The organism is Lujinxingia sediminis (assembly GCF_004005565.1).
Lineage (GTDB): Bacteria > Myxococcota_A > Bradymonadia > Bradymonadales > Bradymonadaceae > Lujinxingia > Lujinxingia sediminis.
Genome location: NZ_SADD01000005.1, coordinates 20,134 through 36,955, shown reverse-complemented (window position 1 = coordinate 36,955; position 16,822 = coordinate 20,134). Strand labels below are relative to the sequence as shown.

Below are 16,822 nucleotides of genomic sequence, written 5' to 3'. Positions count from 1 at the left end.
CCACGGACCCGGGCCTCACCCCTGGCCGGCGACCTCATCGACCCGGGATCGAAGCTCAACCACGTGACGGCGCAGATGCTCCTTCACATCCGGCCCTCGCCCCTCCAGCAGCCAGGCCACCGAGCTTCCCACGAGCACCCCGTCGGCCGCCTGCACCACCGCCTGAGCCTCCGCGCCGGTGGTGACGCCCATCGACGCAACGATCGGCCGACGCGTGTACTCACCGAAGGTGCGCAGCCGCTCCTCAAAGGCCTCCCCCGTCAGGGTGAGTTCCCCGCCGCTGTGCCCCGTCCAGATGATCGGAGCCTCCGCGCGGCGCGCGATCTCGCGAAAGCGCTCCAACGAGGTGGTCGCCGAGACCGCCCGCACCAGCGGAAGCCCTGCGGCCTCACTGTACGACTCGACCTCGGCGGACTCCTCCATCGGAAGGTCGTAAATCCACAACGCATCGACTCCGGCGGCCTGAAGCCCCTCAAAGATTGGCCCCATCGGAGCCACCATCAAACGGTTAAGATAGCTCGACACGACCAGCGCCACCGAGGGATAGGAGCGCCGAAACTCCGCGGCAATCTCCTCGATCTGGGCCCAGTCCAGGTGCTCGTTAACCGCGCGCGCCATCGCCCGCTGCAATACCGCCCCGTGGTAGGCCGGCTCGGAGAAGGGCACGATCAACTCGACCATATCGACGCCGGCTTCGGCCAGGATGCCCATATAATCGAGCGTCGCGTCCAGGTGCGGATCGCCGGCGACCAGCGCTACCATCAAAAGAGGGCGACGCGCCGAGGCGCGCTCCTCCAGCATGGTGAGACGCTCACTCATGATGAAACTCCCTCGCCGCGTGCGCGCGACAGGCGCCCCAGGTCCCGCGCCCCGTCGCCGCTCAAGCCCACCACAACATGCGCATCTTCGGGGAGGGTCGGGGCCAGACGCAGCGCGTAGGCCAGCCCGTAGCCGCTCTCCAGACAGGCCAGAATGCCCTCCGAGCGAGCCAGCGTGCGTACCGCAGCGTAGGCCTCCGCGTCAGCAAGCTCCACATACTGAACCTGGCCTGTGCGCATCCAGCGCGCGTGCTGCGGACCGACCACCGGCATGGCCATCCCGGCGGCATCGGTCAGCGGGGTGACGACCTGCCCCAGCGCATCCTGCAACACAAAGGAGCGCGTTCCCATATGCACTCCCACTCCCCCCCTGACGAGACTGGCTGCGCCCCTGGTCGGGCTGGCATCGCCGCCGGACTGCACCCCTACAAGCTGCACACCGGGCACCGAGCCCTCCTGCACAAAAGCACCAAAAAGTCCGCAGGCAAACCCGCCACTTCCTACCGGCGCGACCACATAGTCCGCGCTCACACCGCGCTCACGAAGCTGACGGGCGCACTCATTTCCAATGATCTCGGCACCAAACGCCACCATGCGCGGATAGGGATCGGGGCTGGCAAGCGAGCTCGTCACATAAAAGGCTTGTTGCGGCTCACACGCCACGTAGCGCAGCGCCTCGGCCATCGCCCCGCGTCGTCCGCGGGCCGGACCTTCGACCGGCTCCAGAGCAAGCCCCATCTCCTCCATGCGCCGGACCGCTGCGGGCTCCGCCGCCATATCGTCGCGGGTCATGAACACGCGCACCTTAAGCCCCAGCGCGAGCCCCACCTGCCCCAGCGCCACCCCGAAATCACCGGTGGCCGTCTCCCCTACAAGCTCCCCGCGCCCCAGCCGCACCGCGACCAGCGCCTGGGTCAGCGCCACAACCCCGCAAAAGGAGCCCCCGCTGAGCAAGTCTTCACGCTTCAACCAGATCTGGGCACCGCCCAGCGCATCCGAAAGCCCTCCCAGGTGCGTCAGCGGCGTGGGCCGACCAAGGCGTTGCTCGGCCCAGCCGTGCACCCGGGCCCCAAAGCTCGGATCGCCCAGCGCCTCCTCAAACGCCCCCGCCACCTCGGCCAGCGGCGACCAGAGCGCCTCGGCTACAAATCGTCCCCCGAACTCTCCAAACGCGCCACAGACCGGGCTGCCCATCAGCTCTGACCGCTGCGATGCTTCCCGGCGTCAACGTAACGCTTAACCTGGTCGAGGAAGCTCTCCACGCCGCGCACAATCTCGCGCGCGACGATCGGTCGAAACATCTTCGCGCCCAACTTTGGAATCGGAAGATCGCTGGCCAGCGTCTCCTCGTAACTCACCTCGGTGCGCCCGGCTCCCACCTCCCGCAAACGCGCGCTTCCGCGGGTTTTCATCGTGCCTCCCTCCAGGCTTTCCCAGCGAACCACATCGCCCTCACGCTCATAGCGCACGGTGTAGTCCCCCTGAAAGGTGATGCCTTTGGCACCCATCGGCTTGAGCAACCAGCGGTAGGTGCGTTCATCAACCACCTCAAAACGCTCCAGATTCTCCATGCACTCTTTGAGCTGAGCCGGCGAGGCAAACACCTCGGCCACCTCATCAAGGGGAGCGTTCATCACCACCGTCTTCGTTGCCGAACCTTCAATCCATGCCATACATCACCTTCTGTCTGGGTGGAGCGTAAGACCATCTTCAACACATCATCGGACGCCCAACGACTGCTCAATGGCAGTTGCGGTCCTCAGGGCCACACGTAAAGCGGATATGCACATGATTGAGGTGCCCCCGCGAATGCCGAATGATTCCCGCGCGCACGTTAGCGCCCCGGGGGTACTGCAGAATCGGCTCCAGATCTTCGGGCGTGTAGCCGATCGAGATGGCGTAATCGTAGAGCGAGCGCTGCAGCTGGTAGTCGACAAACATGAACTCGACCTGCCCGCTGTCGATCAGCGTCTTGTAGAGATGCCAGTTCTTGACTGCATCAAAGATCTCCACGCTCATATCGCGAAAATCAGGAAGCTCGACGTTGCCACGGTGGTAGTAGGTCAAATCCACATCACGCCCGCTCTGGTGAGAGCGATGTGGGCGAAGCCTTCCACCGTTGCGCACGCTCAAACTTCCCACGACCAGGTCGGGGGCATCCGGCCATCGCGCCTGCACATCCGCGCCGGCGGCCTGCAAGAGGCGCACCACCCGCTGGGTCCCGTAGGAGCGCGCGACATTGCGCACGCGCATACCCGGGGTGGTCTGCATCGCCACCCCGTTGTAGAGGCGTCCGCCGTTGGCCGCCCCCCAGCTCACCGACTTGCCATTGGACCCCGGGATATGCAGTCGCACCTGCGCGCCCAGCTGCAGGCGACGCGGGTTCAAACGACGGTTCCAACGCTGCACCTGGCGAATCGTCACCCCGTAGCGGCGCGCGATCCCCTCAAAAGTGTCGCCACGACGAATCACATGAATCACCGGCAGCGGCTCCGAGGGTCCCTGGACCTCTTCGCTGCTCTTGACTACCAGCGTCGTCTCCGGGGGCACATGCACGCTCTCCAGATCGTTCCAGGTCAACAGCTCATCAATGCCCACCTGATACTGCATCGCCACCGTACCCAACGTCTCGCCATCGGCGAGCTGGTGGTAGCGCACTTCTTCCTCAGCGGAAGTGTCGGCGGCGAGGGCCGTGGAGCTGCTCAGGGCCACCAAAAGCCCGGTCATCCATCCTACCCATGAGAGATTTTTGCGTCGTTGCACCATTGTCTCTGGCTCCTGGAAATCTGAGATACGTCGCTCACCGGGGAGCTGCGCAGAAGGCAAAACACCCTCCCGGTTATGCCAGCTCCACTTCAAAGTCAAGCCAGCGCACCGGGGCCTGATGCGCGCCACCGCGGCCCCAAACACCGCCCCATCCCCTTATTTTTCAGGCACTTAACCCACACAAACATAGTCACCGGACCTTACCCTTCAAACCTCGGAGGCCCTTTCAGCAAACACGCGAAAGCCGGCCTCAATGCGCTCACAGAGCCAGCGCTCCACGGCCTCGTCCAACGCCTCCTCGCTCGCAAAGTAGCGGTCGTGGATCTGCTCCGGAGCGGGATCCACAAAGACGTGATGGCGCTTTCGCACCACCTCGCTGCGCGCCTGCTCGATGCGACGCACACGCAGATGCGCACGCTCCACCACAAGGCGCACCCGGGCTCCACCGGCCTCCCGAAGTTCGCGCTCCTCCACCGGCCCTCGCGCACGCTCCATCACCCAGCGCTGCTCGTGCGCCCGGGGGTCGGTCGTGACAAAATCCTCAATCTGCCGCACAAGCTCGCGCTCCGGTCCCACCTCCCGGGCCTCTCCCCTCGCCGCATCCTCTTCAAAGGCCACGCTGTCTCCACCGACCTCCTCGCCGGCCCGCTGCGCGGCGAGCTTCGAGAGCAGCATCGCCGCCGCCCGGGCCACCGCGCGATGGTTCATCTCCACGTCGTGGTTGAAGATGATCGGGTAGGAGACCTCCCCGGCCTCCACCACCAGCGCCTCGATCAGACGTGCACAGCTTGAGTTCCCTCCCCGAAAACCGGTGCCCGCGCCAGCGGCCAAGAAGCGCTGCCGAGTCTCACTCCACGACCACACCACCGAGCGGTCGGCGCCATCTTCTGCGCTCAAGCGCTCGCGCCACTCCCCGAGCAACGCCCCATAGCTCTCGCCCCAGGGCCAGTCGCGAAGCCGCCGTGCAAAGCGCTCATCGCTCGCCACGATCGTCTCGAGCTCCCGTGCAAGCCTCACCGCACTCGGATACGCCGCACTGAGCGCATCAATGCGCGTACGCAATGCCGCGTTCTTGGCGTCAAGCAGGCCAAGCCACCCCTCAAGTTCGTCGTAAAAACGCCGCGGCACCTCCTCCCGCGGCGTTCTTTCCATCGTCTTTACATCCACCAACAGACTCATCCTTCGGGCAGGTAGCGGCGGCGCAGGTGATCCTTGAAGTAACGCGCGTTCAAGGTCTCGCCAGTCGCCTCCGTCAACAGCGCGTCGGTCGAGAGCAACGAGCCCTTCGCGTGAATCTTCTCGCCCATCCAGCCCATCAGCCCGCCGAACTCCCCGCGCTCAAGCTGCGCCTCCACATCACCCAGCTCACGGTCGGCCGCCGCAAAGAGCTGCGCCGCCGTCATCGCCCCCAGGGTGTAGGTCGGGAAGTAGCCGATGGTGCCGTCCATCCAGTGGATATCCTGCATGCAGCCGTCGCGATCGTCTTCGGGCTCGATGCCCAGGAGTTCCTTCATGCCCTCGCGCCAGGCCCCGGGAAGATCGGCCACCTGCAAATCCCCCGAGAGCATCGCCTTCTCCAGGCGGTAGCGCAGGATCACGTGCGCCGGATAGGTCACCTCGTCGGCGTCCACGCGAATAAGGCTGCGCTCCACCCGGGTCATCACGCGGTAGAGGTTGTCGACCTCCCAGGCATCGCCAGTTCCGGCGAACGCATCCTTATAGATCGGCGCCACGTAGGTCGCGAACGCCCGGCTGCGACAGGCCTGCATCTCCACCAGCAAGGACTGGCTCTCGTGCACGCTCATGCCCCTGGCCGCGCCCACCGGCTGGTAACGCCACTCCACCGGAAGCCCTCGCTCATAGAGCGCATGCCCGGTCTCGTGCATCACGCCCATCATCCCCTTAATAAAACCGCTGGGATCATAATAGGTCGTCAGGCGCACATCATCAGGCACCCCGCCGCAGAAGGGGTGGTGGCTTGTATCGAGTCGGCCATGCTCAAAATCAAAGCCCAGGGTCGCCATAAGCTCGCGCGCGACCTTCTCCTGACGCTCGACCGAAAAATCGCCGGTGGGCATCACCGCCTCGGGCTGCGCGGCCTGGTGGGCGAGCACCGCTTCGAGAAATTCTGGCAAAAAACCCGCCAGGTCATCGAAGATGGCGTCGATCTTCCTGGAAGACCCACCCGGCTCATACTGATCGAGGAGCGCATCATAAGGCGACACTCCCAGCGCCTCGGACTTGATGCGCGCCGTCTCCCGCACAAGCTCCACCGTCTCGGCCAGATGCGGCGCGAGTCGGCCAAAGTCGTTATCGGCGCGAGCGGAGCGCCAGACCATCTCGGTCTGCGCGCCCTTGCGGCTCAACCGGCTCACCAGATCCGAGGGCACGGCGGTGGCGTGCGTGTACTGCCGGCGCATCTCCTCGACGTTGGCCTTCTGCCAGGCGTCCAGCGACTCGCCATCGGCCTGCTCGAAAAGTGCGGCGAGTTTGGGGTCGGTCTGCAGCTCGTGGTGAATCACCCGCAAGGTCGCGATCTGCTCGCTACGCGCCTCGGCGCCCCCGGCCGGCATCATCGTCGCCATATCCCAGTAGAGCACGCCGACGGCGTCGCCCAACCGACCGATCTTCCCAAAATGCTCTGCCAACTCTGCGTAAGCGCTCATTTTTTCGTCCTGATGTTGCGGGTTGCCTGGCGCTCATACCCTGGCCGCGCGCGCCACGCGCACCGCCAACGGAGGCCATCTCGCGCAGAACCTACCCATGAGGCGGCGTTGCTTTCAAGTTTCAAGTCGCAATCGCGCTCTTTTCGTAGCGCCCACCTGCCGCCCGCTCGCGGGTTCAGCTGACGCACGACTGCCCTCCAGAAAAACCTTTTGCACGCGACAACTTACCCCATCCTCGCCAACGTCTCGCCATCCGGCCTCCCTCCCGTCTTAACGAATGGCGAAATTCCACCTTGACCACAACGCCCTCCCCCCACAGGGTGAATGCACAGCTATCTTAAGCCCCCGCACCCCATCGTCTTCAGGAGATCTATGCGTGCGTTTTATCGTTTATCAAAATTTCTATGTGGCGTGTGTTGTGTGGCCCTTGTCGCCTGCTCCGAAGCGTCTTCCGTGGACGCTGAGGATGCTGGCGATCAAGATGTCGACGTTCGCCCACCACGTTGCACAGATATGGATCAAATGGAATTTCAGACCGATTATATGTTGCAATGGAGTCTATTAAAACACGCCGACAAAAGCCCCTATTGCGTTCGCGACGATGGATTTGGAGGTACGTCGAGGCATTGTGGCTCATCTGAACCCATTGAGGAGTACTATTACCACTGCAAGGACCCGATCATCTCGACCTCTGACGGCACGCAACTTAATCGCCAACCCCCCTGTACCTGGTGGCCGCTTCTCGGCGAAGATGATGAAGGCAATTGTTTCCACGATTTTGCATGTGTCCCGCGCGACCGCCTGCATGAGATCGGCTGGCCCGAAGGGTCTGATTTAGACTTTTACGATGGGTGTCCTGAAGAAAACAATAATCCCGGACTCGGGCCGCAACCACCGAGTGAGGGCTGATCCAACACACACATCACAACACAATGCACCGCGACGCCCGACGTTTTATTTGAAAGAATACTAGATTACGGGCCCCACAACCTCAGGCGGGATCGATGCAGACATCAGCACGGCTTATAAAAACGATCATGCTTGCGTCGACGCTGGCCTGTTCTCAGGCCACATCAAACGATGGCAATGCAAATCACGATGTATTTAGTTTCGAAGAACCCACCCCACCTGAACTTCCTCTTTGCACAGACAGCGCCTACTTCCTCTACTCCGAAGCCTATTATGAGTGGATGGATCATAACTTCAATGGTTACCGCGGTCCCTATTGCATTCGCACCGAAGACGGGTTCGGCGGAAGCTGGGAGTATTGCGACGAACATTTTGGAGACACCGGCCCCATCCCCGAGTATTACTCGTACTGCAGAAATCCGGCCATATGGCTCGACATCAACAACCCTACCGAGACCATGATCCGAGAGACGCCTTGCCTCTGGTGGCCCATTAAATATGAGAAGGACACCGGTCAGTGTCTTTATGACATCGTGTGCGTTCCCGAAGACCGTCTCACGGAGATTGGCTGGCCAGCCGGTCTCGGATTTGAGTACTACGAAACCATCGCCCCCGAAGGTTCGCACTGCCCCCAACGCGCGGATCAGATCATCGACTAGCTCTGGTGGCATCGCTTCATTTTTATATGTTTGAAAGAACGCCACACCGCACCTCCCAGGTGCCGTGTGGCGTTTTTGCATCCGGTCGTATCTCTTACCCCCGAAACTCCCCGAACGCCCCAACCTTCCCCACCTCCCACCTTGCCTCCTCGCCGCGAATCTGCGATCGCTGCGTACGTTCACCTACATGCACCGCACCCTAATTATCGAGGTCTACGATGCAAAAGCTGCGACTGGGACTGGAATGGTTCCTCAACCCCGATCACCTGCCCTTTCTCATTGGCCAGCGCAAAGGCTGGTTCAAGGATGCCGGCATCGAGCTGGAACTCATTGAGCCCGCCGAGCACCTCGACGCCGTCGACGCGATTGCGCGCGGCGAGATGGAGGTGGCGATCACCGAGCCCCTGCACCTGGTGGAAGATAAGGCCAAAGGCGATGCCGTGGTGGGCTTTGCCCGCTTTCTGCACACCAACGGCGGCGTGATGTTTTTGAAAAACTCGGGCATCGAGCGCCCCCGCGACATGGTCGGCAAGCGCATCCAGTACCCGGGAGCACCGGGACCGGGCGGGCCAGCGATCGTAGGCACGATGGTGCGCGCCGACGGCGGCGACTGCACGTCCGATGACTTCGAGCGGGTGAACAACAGCTTCTACCACACCGACGCCCTGCTCGAAGATAAGGCCGATGTGGCCACGCTGGCGTTTTATAACTTTGAGGTGGTCGAGGCTCGCCACCGCGGCGTCGACGCGGACTTCTTCGCGCTCAAAGACTGGGGCGTACCGGACTTCTGCCAGCTGATTCTGATCACGAGCCCGGCTCTGCTCGACGAAAAACGCGATGTTTTTGATGCGTTGCTCAAGGTGATGGGGCGCGGCATCGACTTCATTCACCAGCACCCGAAAGAGGCGCGCGCCATCTACAATGAGGCCACCGAGAACTCGCTTGATACCGAGCTCGGCCAGGCGATTTTTGACGCCACGGTGCCCTGCTTCACCTTCGATTTTTCGATGAGTGAGGATTACTACGGCCAACTTGAAGCCTGGATGGCCGAGAACGCGCTGATCAAGAGCCGCCCTGGAAAGTCCACCTACTGGACCAACGCGCTGGTGCTGCGCTGAGCCACGCGCCCTTCCGGGCAAAGGTCGCTCGAAGCTCCCACGTCACGCGCTGGCGTGGGGGTCGCGGTAGACGCGTTTGATCGCCCGCTCATACGTGTTGCCTGTCGAAGGCCCCTCGGCCAGAGCGCGTGCGATGGCCTCGTCAATGGAGACGAGGTCATCGACGCCAACCAACTCCCAGAAACGCGCGTCACGCGCCAGAAGATCACTCTTGAGCCCCTCGACCAGCTCGCGGGCCAGATGCACGTTGGTACCCGTGACGAGGCGCAGCCAGTAGGTGGAGAGATGGGGGGTGAGCAGCGGTACGTTGACCATCACCGGGTCGTTGCCCACCGCCTCGGCCACGCGACGCACACACTCCTGAAAGGTCACCACCTCGGGGCCGGGTATATCAAAACTGGCGCTGCCTTCGTGCCTGAGCGTGAGCGCTGCCACCAGCGCACGCACCACATCCTCAATGGCCACCGGTTCGGTACGGTTACGCAACCAGCGCGGGCAGAGCATCAAAGGAAGGCGCACCGAGATGTCTCGCAGAAGCCGCCAGCTTGCGCTTCCCGCGCCGATGATCATCGACGCCCGAAGCTCGATGGTCGAGACATCGCCGCTGCGCAAAATAGCACCGGTCACCAACCGGCTGCGCAGGTGCCGCGAGGGCTCTCGCCGCGGCTTGACCCCGCCTAGATACACGATGCGGTGCACACCGGCGCGCGTTGCAGCCTCCAAAAAATTCATGGCCGCGGAGGTCTCTCGCGCCTCATAGTCCTCGGCATCGCTCATGCGATGGACCAGGTAATACGCCGCGTCGCAGCCTTCCATGGCGCGCCGCACCGACGCGTCGTCTTCCACATCGAGCCCCACCCAGGTCTTTTCGGGCTGCTTGCGGCGCGCCCGCTCGGGGCTTCGCGTGGCGCATACCACGTCGAAGCCGGCGTCGATCAGCGCGGGGTATAGGGCACTTCCGACAAAGCCGGTCGCGCCGGTCAATAGTACTCGCTGGATCGTAGGTTCCTTGCCCATCTCACATCCTCTCGCCAGTGCCGCGTGGCGTTTAAGTCGGTGTGGGGCAAGGATGCGCACCGCTCTCAGGGTTGCAAGGTAAGCTCCCGGGCGGAAGGCGCCTCAACCGGCAGCGCGGACTGGCGAGTTCGCACCCGGGGTCGGGTGCGGCGCCGGGGCCAGGATTCTCCGTCGTCCCGAAGACGCCACTCCTGATAACGCGCCGCCTCCTCACCGGGCGCATACACCTGCACCGCCACCAGGCGCTCCGCGCCATTGGTGAAGCTCAGCTCGGCGCCGGCGGGTACGTACACCGCCATATGCGGCCCGACGATGTAGCTTTGCCCGGCGATCATCGCCACGCCGCTGCCTTCGAGCACATAGAGGTACGTCTCCGCCGCTGCCCTACGCGGCGAGGTCTGGGCATTGGGCGCGAGTGCCCATCGCCCCATATAGGCTTGTTCGCCACGCAGCAGGTTGGCCACGCGCACCTGACTATCGTCGCCAACCCTTTGTTGCACCCGGTGGGCGTTGACCACCACCGGCTGCGCGCTCTCAGTCTGCGCCACCACCGCGGTAGTAAGACTTCCGACACCAGCGGCGACGATCAGGGCTATCACCAGCTTTGCTCCGCGCATCCTCACTCCCATCCATCGAAGTTATCCCTGGCGAGCGAACCAGCGCTGGCCGCTCGCCAGGACACGGCATCACTGCGCCGCTTCTGCCACCACCCGCACCCGCTCCGTCGCCGAACGACCGAAGGTCTCAGGGTGATACATCTCCTCGGCTTTGGCCGGCGGCGCCACAAACTCACCCGGAGTCGTCGCCCGCGCCACGTAGCTGAAGGTGTGCACACCCGGCCCCACAAGCGAGCTGAACGCCTCGACCCGCTCATCCCGGGTGTTCTGGTGCTCGTACCAGCGCCAGCCCCACCACCAGTAGCCCGGGCGTTTGGCGCTGCCACCCTGGAGGCCAGGTTCCACCTCACTCACCGCAAGCTCGGTGTTGATCGGCTCAAAGCCCGCCGGAAGCCAGTCGGCCAGGGCCACGTGGTAACGTCTGGCCGGCAGGGTCATCGTCAAGGTCACGCGCACACGCGCTCCCGCTCTGACCTCCCAGGCCCCGTCGTCGGCGCGGCGCACATCATCCTCGTTGTCGACGGCCTCATAGATACGCTCCACCTCCATCCCCTCCGAGCTGGCCGGAAGATCGAGGTTTTGGGGCGCGTAACGCATGCCCAGGCGATAGTACATCCGCCCCTGGCCATCGCGCTCAATGACCACCGGCTGCGTGGCATCGTCGAGTTCCTGGAGGTACGACATCGGCACACCGGCCGCGTAGCGCTCGCCAGTACGCCCCGAGAAGCTGTGCTCGGCAATATGCACATCTCCCACCCAGGCCCGCGCCACAAACTCCGGATTCGCCGACTCAAAGGTGTCGAAGTAGCGACGCATCGCCAGGATCACAAAGACGTTGTCCTGAGTCGTGCTCCAGCGTCCGCGTGTGCGGTGAGCCATCAGCCCGCGCACCGACTTCTCGACGAGCGGGTTGTTGACGTCGACCTGCATCAGACCGTCGAGCACCACCGCGTCGGTGCGGCGACCGGAGTGCAGCACACGGTAGGCACCGGCCTCGTAGGCCTCCTGAAACTCGGCGGTGGCTGCCGTCTCCTGAACGTTGTTCTGAAGACGCTGCATAAAGCGCCGCTCCCACTGCGTGCCTTCGGCCAGGGGCAAGAGCCAGCCCAGCGCCTCAAGCGGAAGCACCTCAATGCCGTGGCGCGTCACCACCGCATCAAGCTCGCGCTCACCGGCAACATCCATCTTCCCAAGGACGTGCAGAGCGTACGCATCCACCGTGGCGCGGGCACGCGGCCCGTATTCGGTGGTGTAGCGCTCCACCTGCTGGATGTAGGCGCGGGCGCGCTGCATCGCACCTGCCGGAACCTTAAGCCCCGCCTCACCCGCCATCCACAACGCGTGGGTGGCATGCACGCTCACAAAGGGCCAGGACTCGCGACTTCCCTTCCAGAACCCAAACCCGCCATCGCCGCGCTGGGCCTGCAAGATCTGGTCGACCCACTCCTGCTGCGCCGCCTTGAGTTCCTCAACCGAAGGCAGGCCTTCGGCCTCAAATGCTTCGAGCACATCGTAGAGCGCCAGCACCGACATCAGGCGGCTGGCCGTCTGCTCGGAGCAGGCGTAGGGGTAGGTCGTCAGGTAGATGAACGCATCGGTCAGCGCCTGCAGCTGCGTGGACGAGGCCGAAAACTCCAGGCCTCCGTACTGCGCAAAGGCGTCTTCCGGCACCTTGATCATCTCGCGGACCACATCCTCATCCGAAAGCGAGCCGTAGGTCGCAAACGCCTCGGTGGTCGCCGGCGTGAGTACCGGCATCGTGATCAGCTCGGCGTCGGCAAAACTTCCGCTGGCCGCGGCCACCTGCACACGCACCTCACCGGCAGACGTCGCTTCTGCCTTCCAGCGCACTTCCACGCGCTCATTGGCCGGAACCACCACCCGACGTCCGGGGCGCTCCAACCACTTCAGCCCGCCGACCGCGCGCAGCGCAAGGTCGACGGTGCGCGCCTCATCGGTCTGGTTATGCAGCACGATTGGAAGCTCAAAGCGGTCGCCCACATTGGCAAAACGCGGCGCAGACGGGCGCACCATCAAGGGGAGGCGAGCGACAACCTGAGACTCACCGTGCCCGAAGCGGCGGTCGCCTTCGACCGCGATTGCCATCAGGCGGTAGCGCGTGAGGCTATCGGGCAAGGTGTGCTCGACGCGCACGCGCCCTTCGGCGTCGGTCACAAGATCGCCATCGAAGAAGGCCAGCGCGTCGAAGACTTCGCGCACCGAGATGGGGGTATTCGCCTGGGCAGGCGCTCCGCCGGGAGCGGCCGCAGCGGGCGCGGCCATCGCCATCCGCTTGGCCATCGGTTCCGCTCCCCCACCACCGCGCCCTTCCAGATTGCCCAACGCCATGTTTTCTTCCGCCCCTTCGCTGAAAGCGAGGTCGTCAGCAACCATTTCCGGCTCGGCCGTTTCAGGCGTCGGCGGCACGATCAACCAGCGACGCGTGCGCATATCAAACACCCCTGCAGAAAACTCCGGGTAAAAGATGCTCAGCGGGTCGCGCAGCACATAGTTTGAGAGCCCCAGCACCGCCTCATCGACCGCAAAGAGCGCCACATTGGCACCGCTCACAGCCTTACCTTCGTGGTCGGTGATCTTCACCTCGACACCGAGCTTTGAGCCCGGCTCCACGTGATCTTCTGCGGGCTCAATCGCCACGCTCAAGCGACGCTCGACAGGCTCCACGTTCAGCTGAAGCTCGCCGCGCGCAAAGGCCTCCGGCGAGGCCGCGTCGCCCACGCCGACGCTCTGCACAGTCAGCGTGAGGGCCGGGGTCATTGCGTCTTCGATCGGGATCTCGACGACCGGGTTCTCCGCGCTCAGGCGCACCTGCCGCGTCTCGTAGCGCCCCTGACGCCGAAGCTCCACGGTGGCGTCCATCGGATAAAACGGCCCGTTGACCATCACCCGGGCAACATCGCCAGGCTTATAGGTCTCCTGCTCGGGAATGAGCACGAGCTGCTTCTCTTCGACCAGATCCGCACCACGGGTGTCCTGACCGGCCACCCACACGCCAAGATGACTCACCGAGCTCCGACCGGCCTCATCCTCCACCGTCGCAACCGCACGGTACGACCCGGCCGAGAGCCCCTTGAAGACACAGCGCCCCTCACCATCGGGCGAACACGCTTTAATGGCCTCGGCATCGTCCACGGTGAAGTTCCAGGGGTTGCGCGCCAGGTAGAGCACAACCTGAACCTTCGCCCCTTCGACCTCGGCGCCATCCACGTCGACCACACGCGTGAGCACCTCCCAGGCCTCGCCACGCTGCACAAAAGTCTGCTCACTCTTGATGCCCACATAGGCCGCCGCCGGATGCACCAGCGCGCTGGCGCTGGCCTCCCAGCTCTGGCGGTTGACGTCCATCACCGACATCGTCGCCTGCACGCGGCGAGGAAGGCCGTCGTCGGGAGCCTCCCAACCCACGTTGATTGCCGAGATGCCCCGGGCGTCCGTCATGCTCTGATGGCCGCCACGCAACGCCTCGGGCAACACCTGCGGCGGGGACGGAGGCTGCCAGCCCCAGCGCCCCCAGTAAGGCCGCCACGCGCCAAAGGTCCACCCCTCGTTATTCGGCGGGGTGTAGTTGGTCGCGCTCTCCGAAAAACGCCAGGTCACCGGCGCTCCCGCAAGACCGCCGCCAGCATAATAGGCGGCCTCCACCTCAAAACGGCTCTCCTCGCCGGTGCGGTGCGGCTCCCCAATCGCTCGGGCGCTGACCTCATATTCCGGCCGACGAAACTCCTGAATATGGAAGCTATGCGAGGTCGTCTTCCCGGCAATCCGGGCCCCCACCGAGAGTTGCACATTCGCCCACCCCAGGTTGACGTTATCGGCCAGCTCCACGTCGAACTCGAAGCCACCGAAGCCGTCGACATCCACCGTACCGCTGGCGATCTCGTTGCCGCGCGACTCCCGCACCCGGTAGGTCACCTGCTGCGTGCCATTCAATGCCTTAAGCGTTCCGCGCGGCCCCGGCTCGCGAGCGCGCACCCAGCCCTTGAGCGTGACGGTTTCTCCGGGCTTGTACATGCCCCGATCGTTGATCAAATACCAGACTGCCTGGTCGACCTCCGACTGCGTGCGACGATTCCACCCTTGCCCCGACCACCAGCCCGTCTGCGCGTTGGGCGGCATCATCACCACATCACTCCCCTGTCGGACCTCCAACACCGCGGCTTCTGTAGGGATCGCCATCGTAAAGCGTCCCTGATCGTTGACGCGGGCAACCTCTCGGCCCTCCACAACGAGCTGCACGTCCTTCTGCGGCTCACCGCTGCGCAGCGAGGTGACCTGTCCCTCCAGAGTGCTCTGATCGCTGGTCAGGTCGAGCGCGAGATCGGTGACCTGCACCCAGTACGACCAGGAAGGCTTTTTCTGACTCCAGCGCTGCTCCGGCCAGGGCGTCGGCTCATCGAGCACCACCAGCACCTGACCGGTGCCCGCGCCGGTGAGCGCTTTGCCCAGCGCCACCTCAACCTCATGGCGCGCGTCGACCTCCTCACCACCAAAACGGAACATCTGCGTGTCCACCAGATCGCCGGTCCGCGGCGACTCATCGCGCGACTGCAAAAACACCGGATAGTCCGCCGCCTCAACCTTAAAGACCCTCGCGCGCAGCGAGCTCAGCCCGCCGAGCATCACCGGCAGACTCGCCACAGAATTCGCAGGCATCACCAACATCTCCGAGGGCGGCCCGGCCACAAATGCAGGGTAGGCGCCCATCGTCACCCGCTGGCGACGCTCCCCCTTTAAAGGCTGACCAAACGCGTCGAAGAGCTCGGCACGAACCTCGATCGCATACGTCGTCTTCGGCAAAAAGTCGCCGGTGAGCCACAGCCTGTTGCCCGTGCCGATGACCTGAAGATTAGGCACCTCCGGCACCATCTTCACCGCACCGCTAAAGTCCGTGTCGGCTGCCATGGGATTGCTCAACTCCACATGCAACGAGCCTCCGGGCTGGCATGGATTCGAGCCGTAACACCCCGCGCTCACCACCCTGAACGCCCCCCGAACCTGGAAGCTGCCCTCAAAGCCCTCCTGCCCCAGCACGGGTCCTTCCTTACTCTCAATCGGCGCGGCCACTGACACCCGCACGGTCGCACCGTCCGGATAAGCTTCGGTGGGCACAAGCGTGAGCACGCGCCCCTCCGCCGCCGCCTCCTTAACACCTCCGGCCTCCTGAAGCGCCGCGGCCTCCTCGCCAGAGACCTGACGCATCCCGATAGACGTTCGCCCCGCCTGCACACGAATCTTCGAGACCATCGTGTCGGGAACGGGTTGATTGAACACCACGTGCACCGGCGCATCCGCTGCCTGCACCCCGTGGCGCGGATAGACTGCGCTGACCTGGGCCGGCGGCGTCTCAAAGCCGAAGCGCACCGCCTTCTCAAGCGTCGAGCCGTCCACCGACGTCGCCCCGGCGGCGACCTCCACCTGATAGGTCGTCGCACGCGGCCAGGCCTCGCTCACCTCATAGACCGCCGTGCGGGTGCCCAACCAGCGCCACCTCCCCTCCGGCTGCGGCTCGATCGTGATCGTCGGCGCCTCCGCCTCACCCACCGCCCCCACGTCGATCATCGGGCGGCTAAAGCTCACCGAGAGCTGAATCGGCCCCTCCACCGCCCCCTCGGGCCGAAACGCCAGCACTTCGAGCGCACCGGCCTCCGGCGCTTCGCCCACCACCTGCGTCAGATCGGGAGGCCACGCCTCGCTGACCTCTTTTCCAGGCACCGCCGGCGGCAACGTGTCACTGCGGCGCCGAAACGCAACCTCATCGCCTTCTTTGCCCTCCAGCGGCTCCAGCCGCCCCAGAAGGCGCGCGACATCCTCGTCGGAGAGCTCCTCACCACGCACCGCTTTGACCATATCGTACCCCTCATCCTCACCCAGCGCTCCGCCCATCACCGGGGGAGCCTCGGTATCACCGAGTTGTCCCTCGGCCAGACCGTCCACCGACGAGCGTTTTGAGCCGCACCCTGCCATCAGCGCTGCCGCCACTATCATCGCTACCCATCTGCCCGCGCTCATCGCTCGCATGCTTTCCTCGTCTTCCTGGTCGTCTGAACATCTGTCGGCGTACCTCGCCATAGCACCTTGTACGAAGCCGCCTTCATTTCGATCTATTTTATTTAAGAAGCGCGTACTGCATCGCGCCCCAAAACCATCCTAACCTGCTGAAAACAAACACCTTCACCCTCCCAAAAAAGGGCTCAAGAATTCTTACACACCACGCAAACTGTAGGGATATCG

12 protein-coding genes are annotated in these 16,822 nt (G+C 64.0%); 3 read left to right on the top strand and 9 right to left on the bottom strand.

Annotation, left to right across the window (positions count from 1 at the left end; translation table 11 throughout):
- Nucleotides 1-15: 15 nt before the first annotated feature.
- From trpA to EA187_RS10530, 6 genes are all read right to left on the bottom strand, one after another.
- The gene (gene trpA / locus EA187_RS10555) at nt 16-819 is read right to left on the bottom strand and encodes a tryptophan synthase subunit alpha (protein ID WP_127780245.1); all 804 of its coding nucleotides are present in this window, start codon (nt 817-819) and stop codon (nt 16-18) included.
- Nucleotides 816-2,012, bottom strand: a complete 1,197-nt coding sequence (locus tag EA187_RS10550) for a pyridoxal-phosphate dependent enzyme (protein ID WP_115604096.1) — start codon at nt 2,010-2,012, stop codon at nt 816-818. Before EA187_RS10550 ends, trpA begins: the two co-directional genes overlap by 4 nt.
- Nucleotides 2,012-2,491, bottom strand: a complete 480-nt coding sequence (locus tag EA187_RS10545) for an SRPBCC family protein (RefSeq protein ID WP_127780244.1) — start codon at nt 2,489-2,491, stop codon at nt 2,012-2,014. The genes EA187_RS10550 and EA187_RS10545 overlap by 1 nt, the downstream gene beginning before the upstream one ends.
- Nucleotides 2,492-2,558: 67 nt before the next feature.
- Nucleotides 2,559-3,584: a penicillin-insensitive murein endopeptidase gene (locus EA187_RS10540; protein ID WP_115604094.1), complete on the bottom strand. Its 1,026-nt coding sequence runs from the start codon at nt 3,582-3,584 to the stop codon at nt 2,559-2,561.
- Nucleotides 3,585-3,791: 207 nt separating this feature from the next.
- Nucleotides 3,792-4,754 (bottom strand): hypothetical protein, encoded by a 963-nt coding sequence (locus tag EA187_RS10535; protein ID WP_127780243.1) that lies wholly within the window; start codon nt 4,752-4,754, stop codon nt 3,792-3,794.
- Nucleotides 4,755-4,759: 5 nt separating this feature from the next.
- Entirely contained in the window at nt 4,760-6,250 is a 1,491-nt protein-coding gene (locus tag EA187_RS10530) for a carboxypeptidase M32 (protein ID WP_127780242.1), read from the bottom strand.
- 372 nt (nt 6,251-6,622) lie between these two features.
- Between EA187_RS10530 and EA187_RS10525 the strand changes: the two genes are divergently transcribed.
- From EA187_RS10525 to EA187_RS10515, 3 genes are all read left to right on the top strand, one after another.
- Nucleotides 6,623-7,159 carry a hypothetical protein gene (locus EA187_RS10525; protein WP_127780241.1) on the top strand — a complete coding sequence of 179 codons (537 nt, stop codon included), beginning with the start codon at nt 6,623-6,625 and terminating at the stop codon, nt 7,157-7,159.
- Between the two features lie 95 nt (nt 7,160-7,254).
- On the top strand, nt 7,255-7,818 hold the full coding sequence (locus tag EA187_RS10520) for a hypothetical protein (protein ID WP_127780240.1): 564 nt from the start codon (nt 7,255-7,257) through the stop codon (nt 7,816-7,818).
- A 218-nt stretch (nt 7,819-8,036) separates the two neighbouring features.
- Nucleotides 8,037-8,936: an ABC transporter substrate-binding protein gene (locus EA187_RS10515; RefSeq protein WP_127780239.1), complete on the top strand. Its 900-nt coding sequence runs from the start codon at nt 8,037-8,039 to the stop codon at nt 8,934-8,936.
- Nucleotides 8,937-8,978: 42 nt separating this feature from the next.
- On the opposite strand, the gene EA187_RS10510 is transcribed toward EA187_RS10515, so the two are convergent.
- The 3 genes from EA187_RS10510 to EA187_RS10500 form a co-directional block, all read right to left on the bottom strand.
- Nucleotides 8,979-9,953 (bottom strand): NAD-dependent epimerase/dehydratase family protein, encoded by a 975-nt coding sequence (locus EA187_RS10510; RefSeq protein ID WP_127780238.1) that lies wholly within the window; start codon nt 9,951-9,953, stop codon nt 8,979-8,981.
- Nucleotides 9,954-10,018: 65 nt separating this feature from the next.
- The gene (locus EA187_RS10505) at nt 10,019-10,570 is read right to left on the bottom strand and encodes a cupin domain-containing protein (RefSeq protein ID WP_164856186.1); all 552 of its coding nucleotides are present in this window, start codon (nt 10,568-10,570) and stop codon (nt 10,019-10,021) included.
- 69 nt (nt 10,571-10,639) lie between these two features.
- The gene (locus EA187_RS10500) at nt 10,640-16,609 is read right to left on the bottom strand and encodes an alpha-2-macroglobulin family protein (protein WP_164856185.1); all 5,970 of its coding nucleotides are present in this window, start codon (nt 16,607-16,609) and stop codon (nt 10,640-10,642) included.
- Nucleotides 16,610-16,822 lie beyond the last annotated feature (213 nt).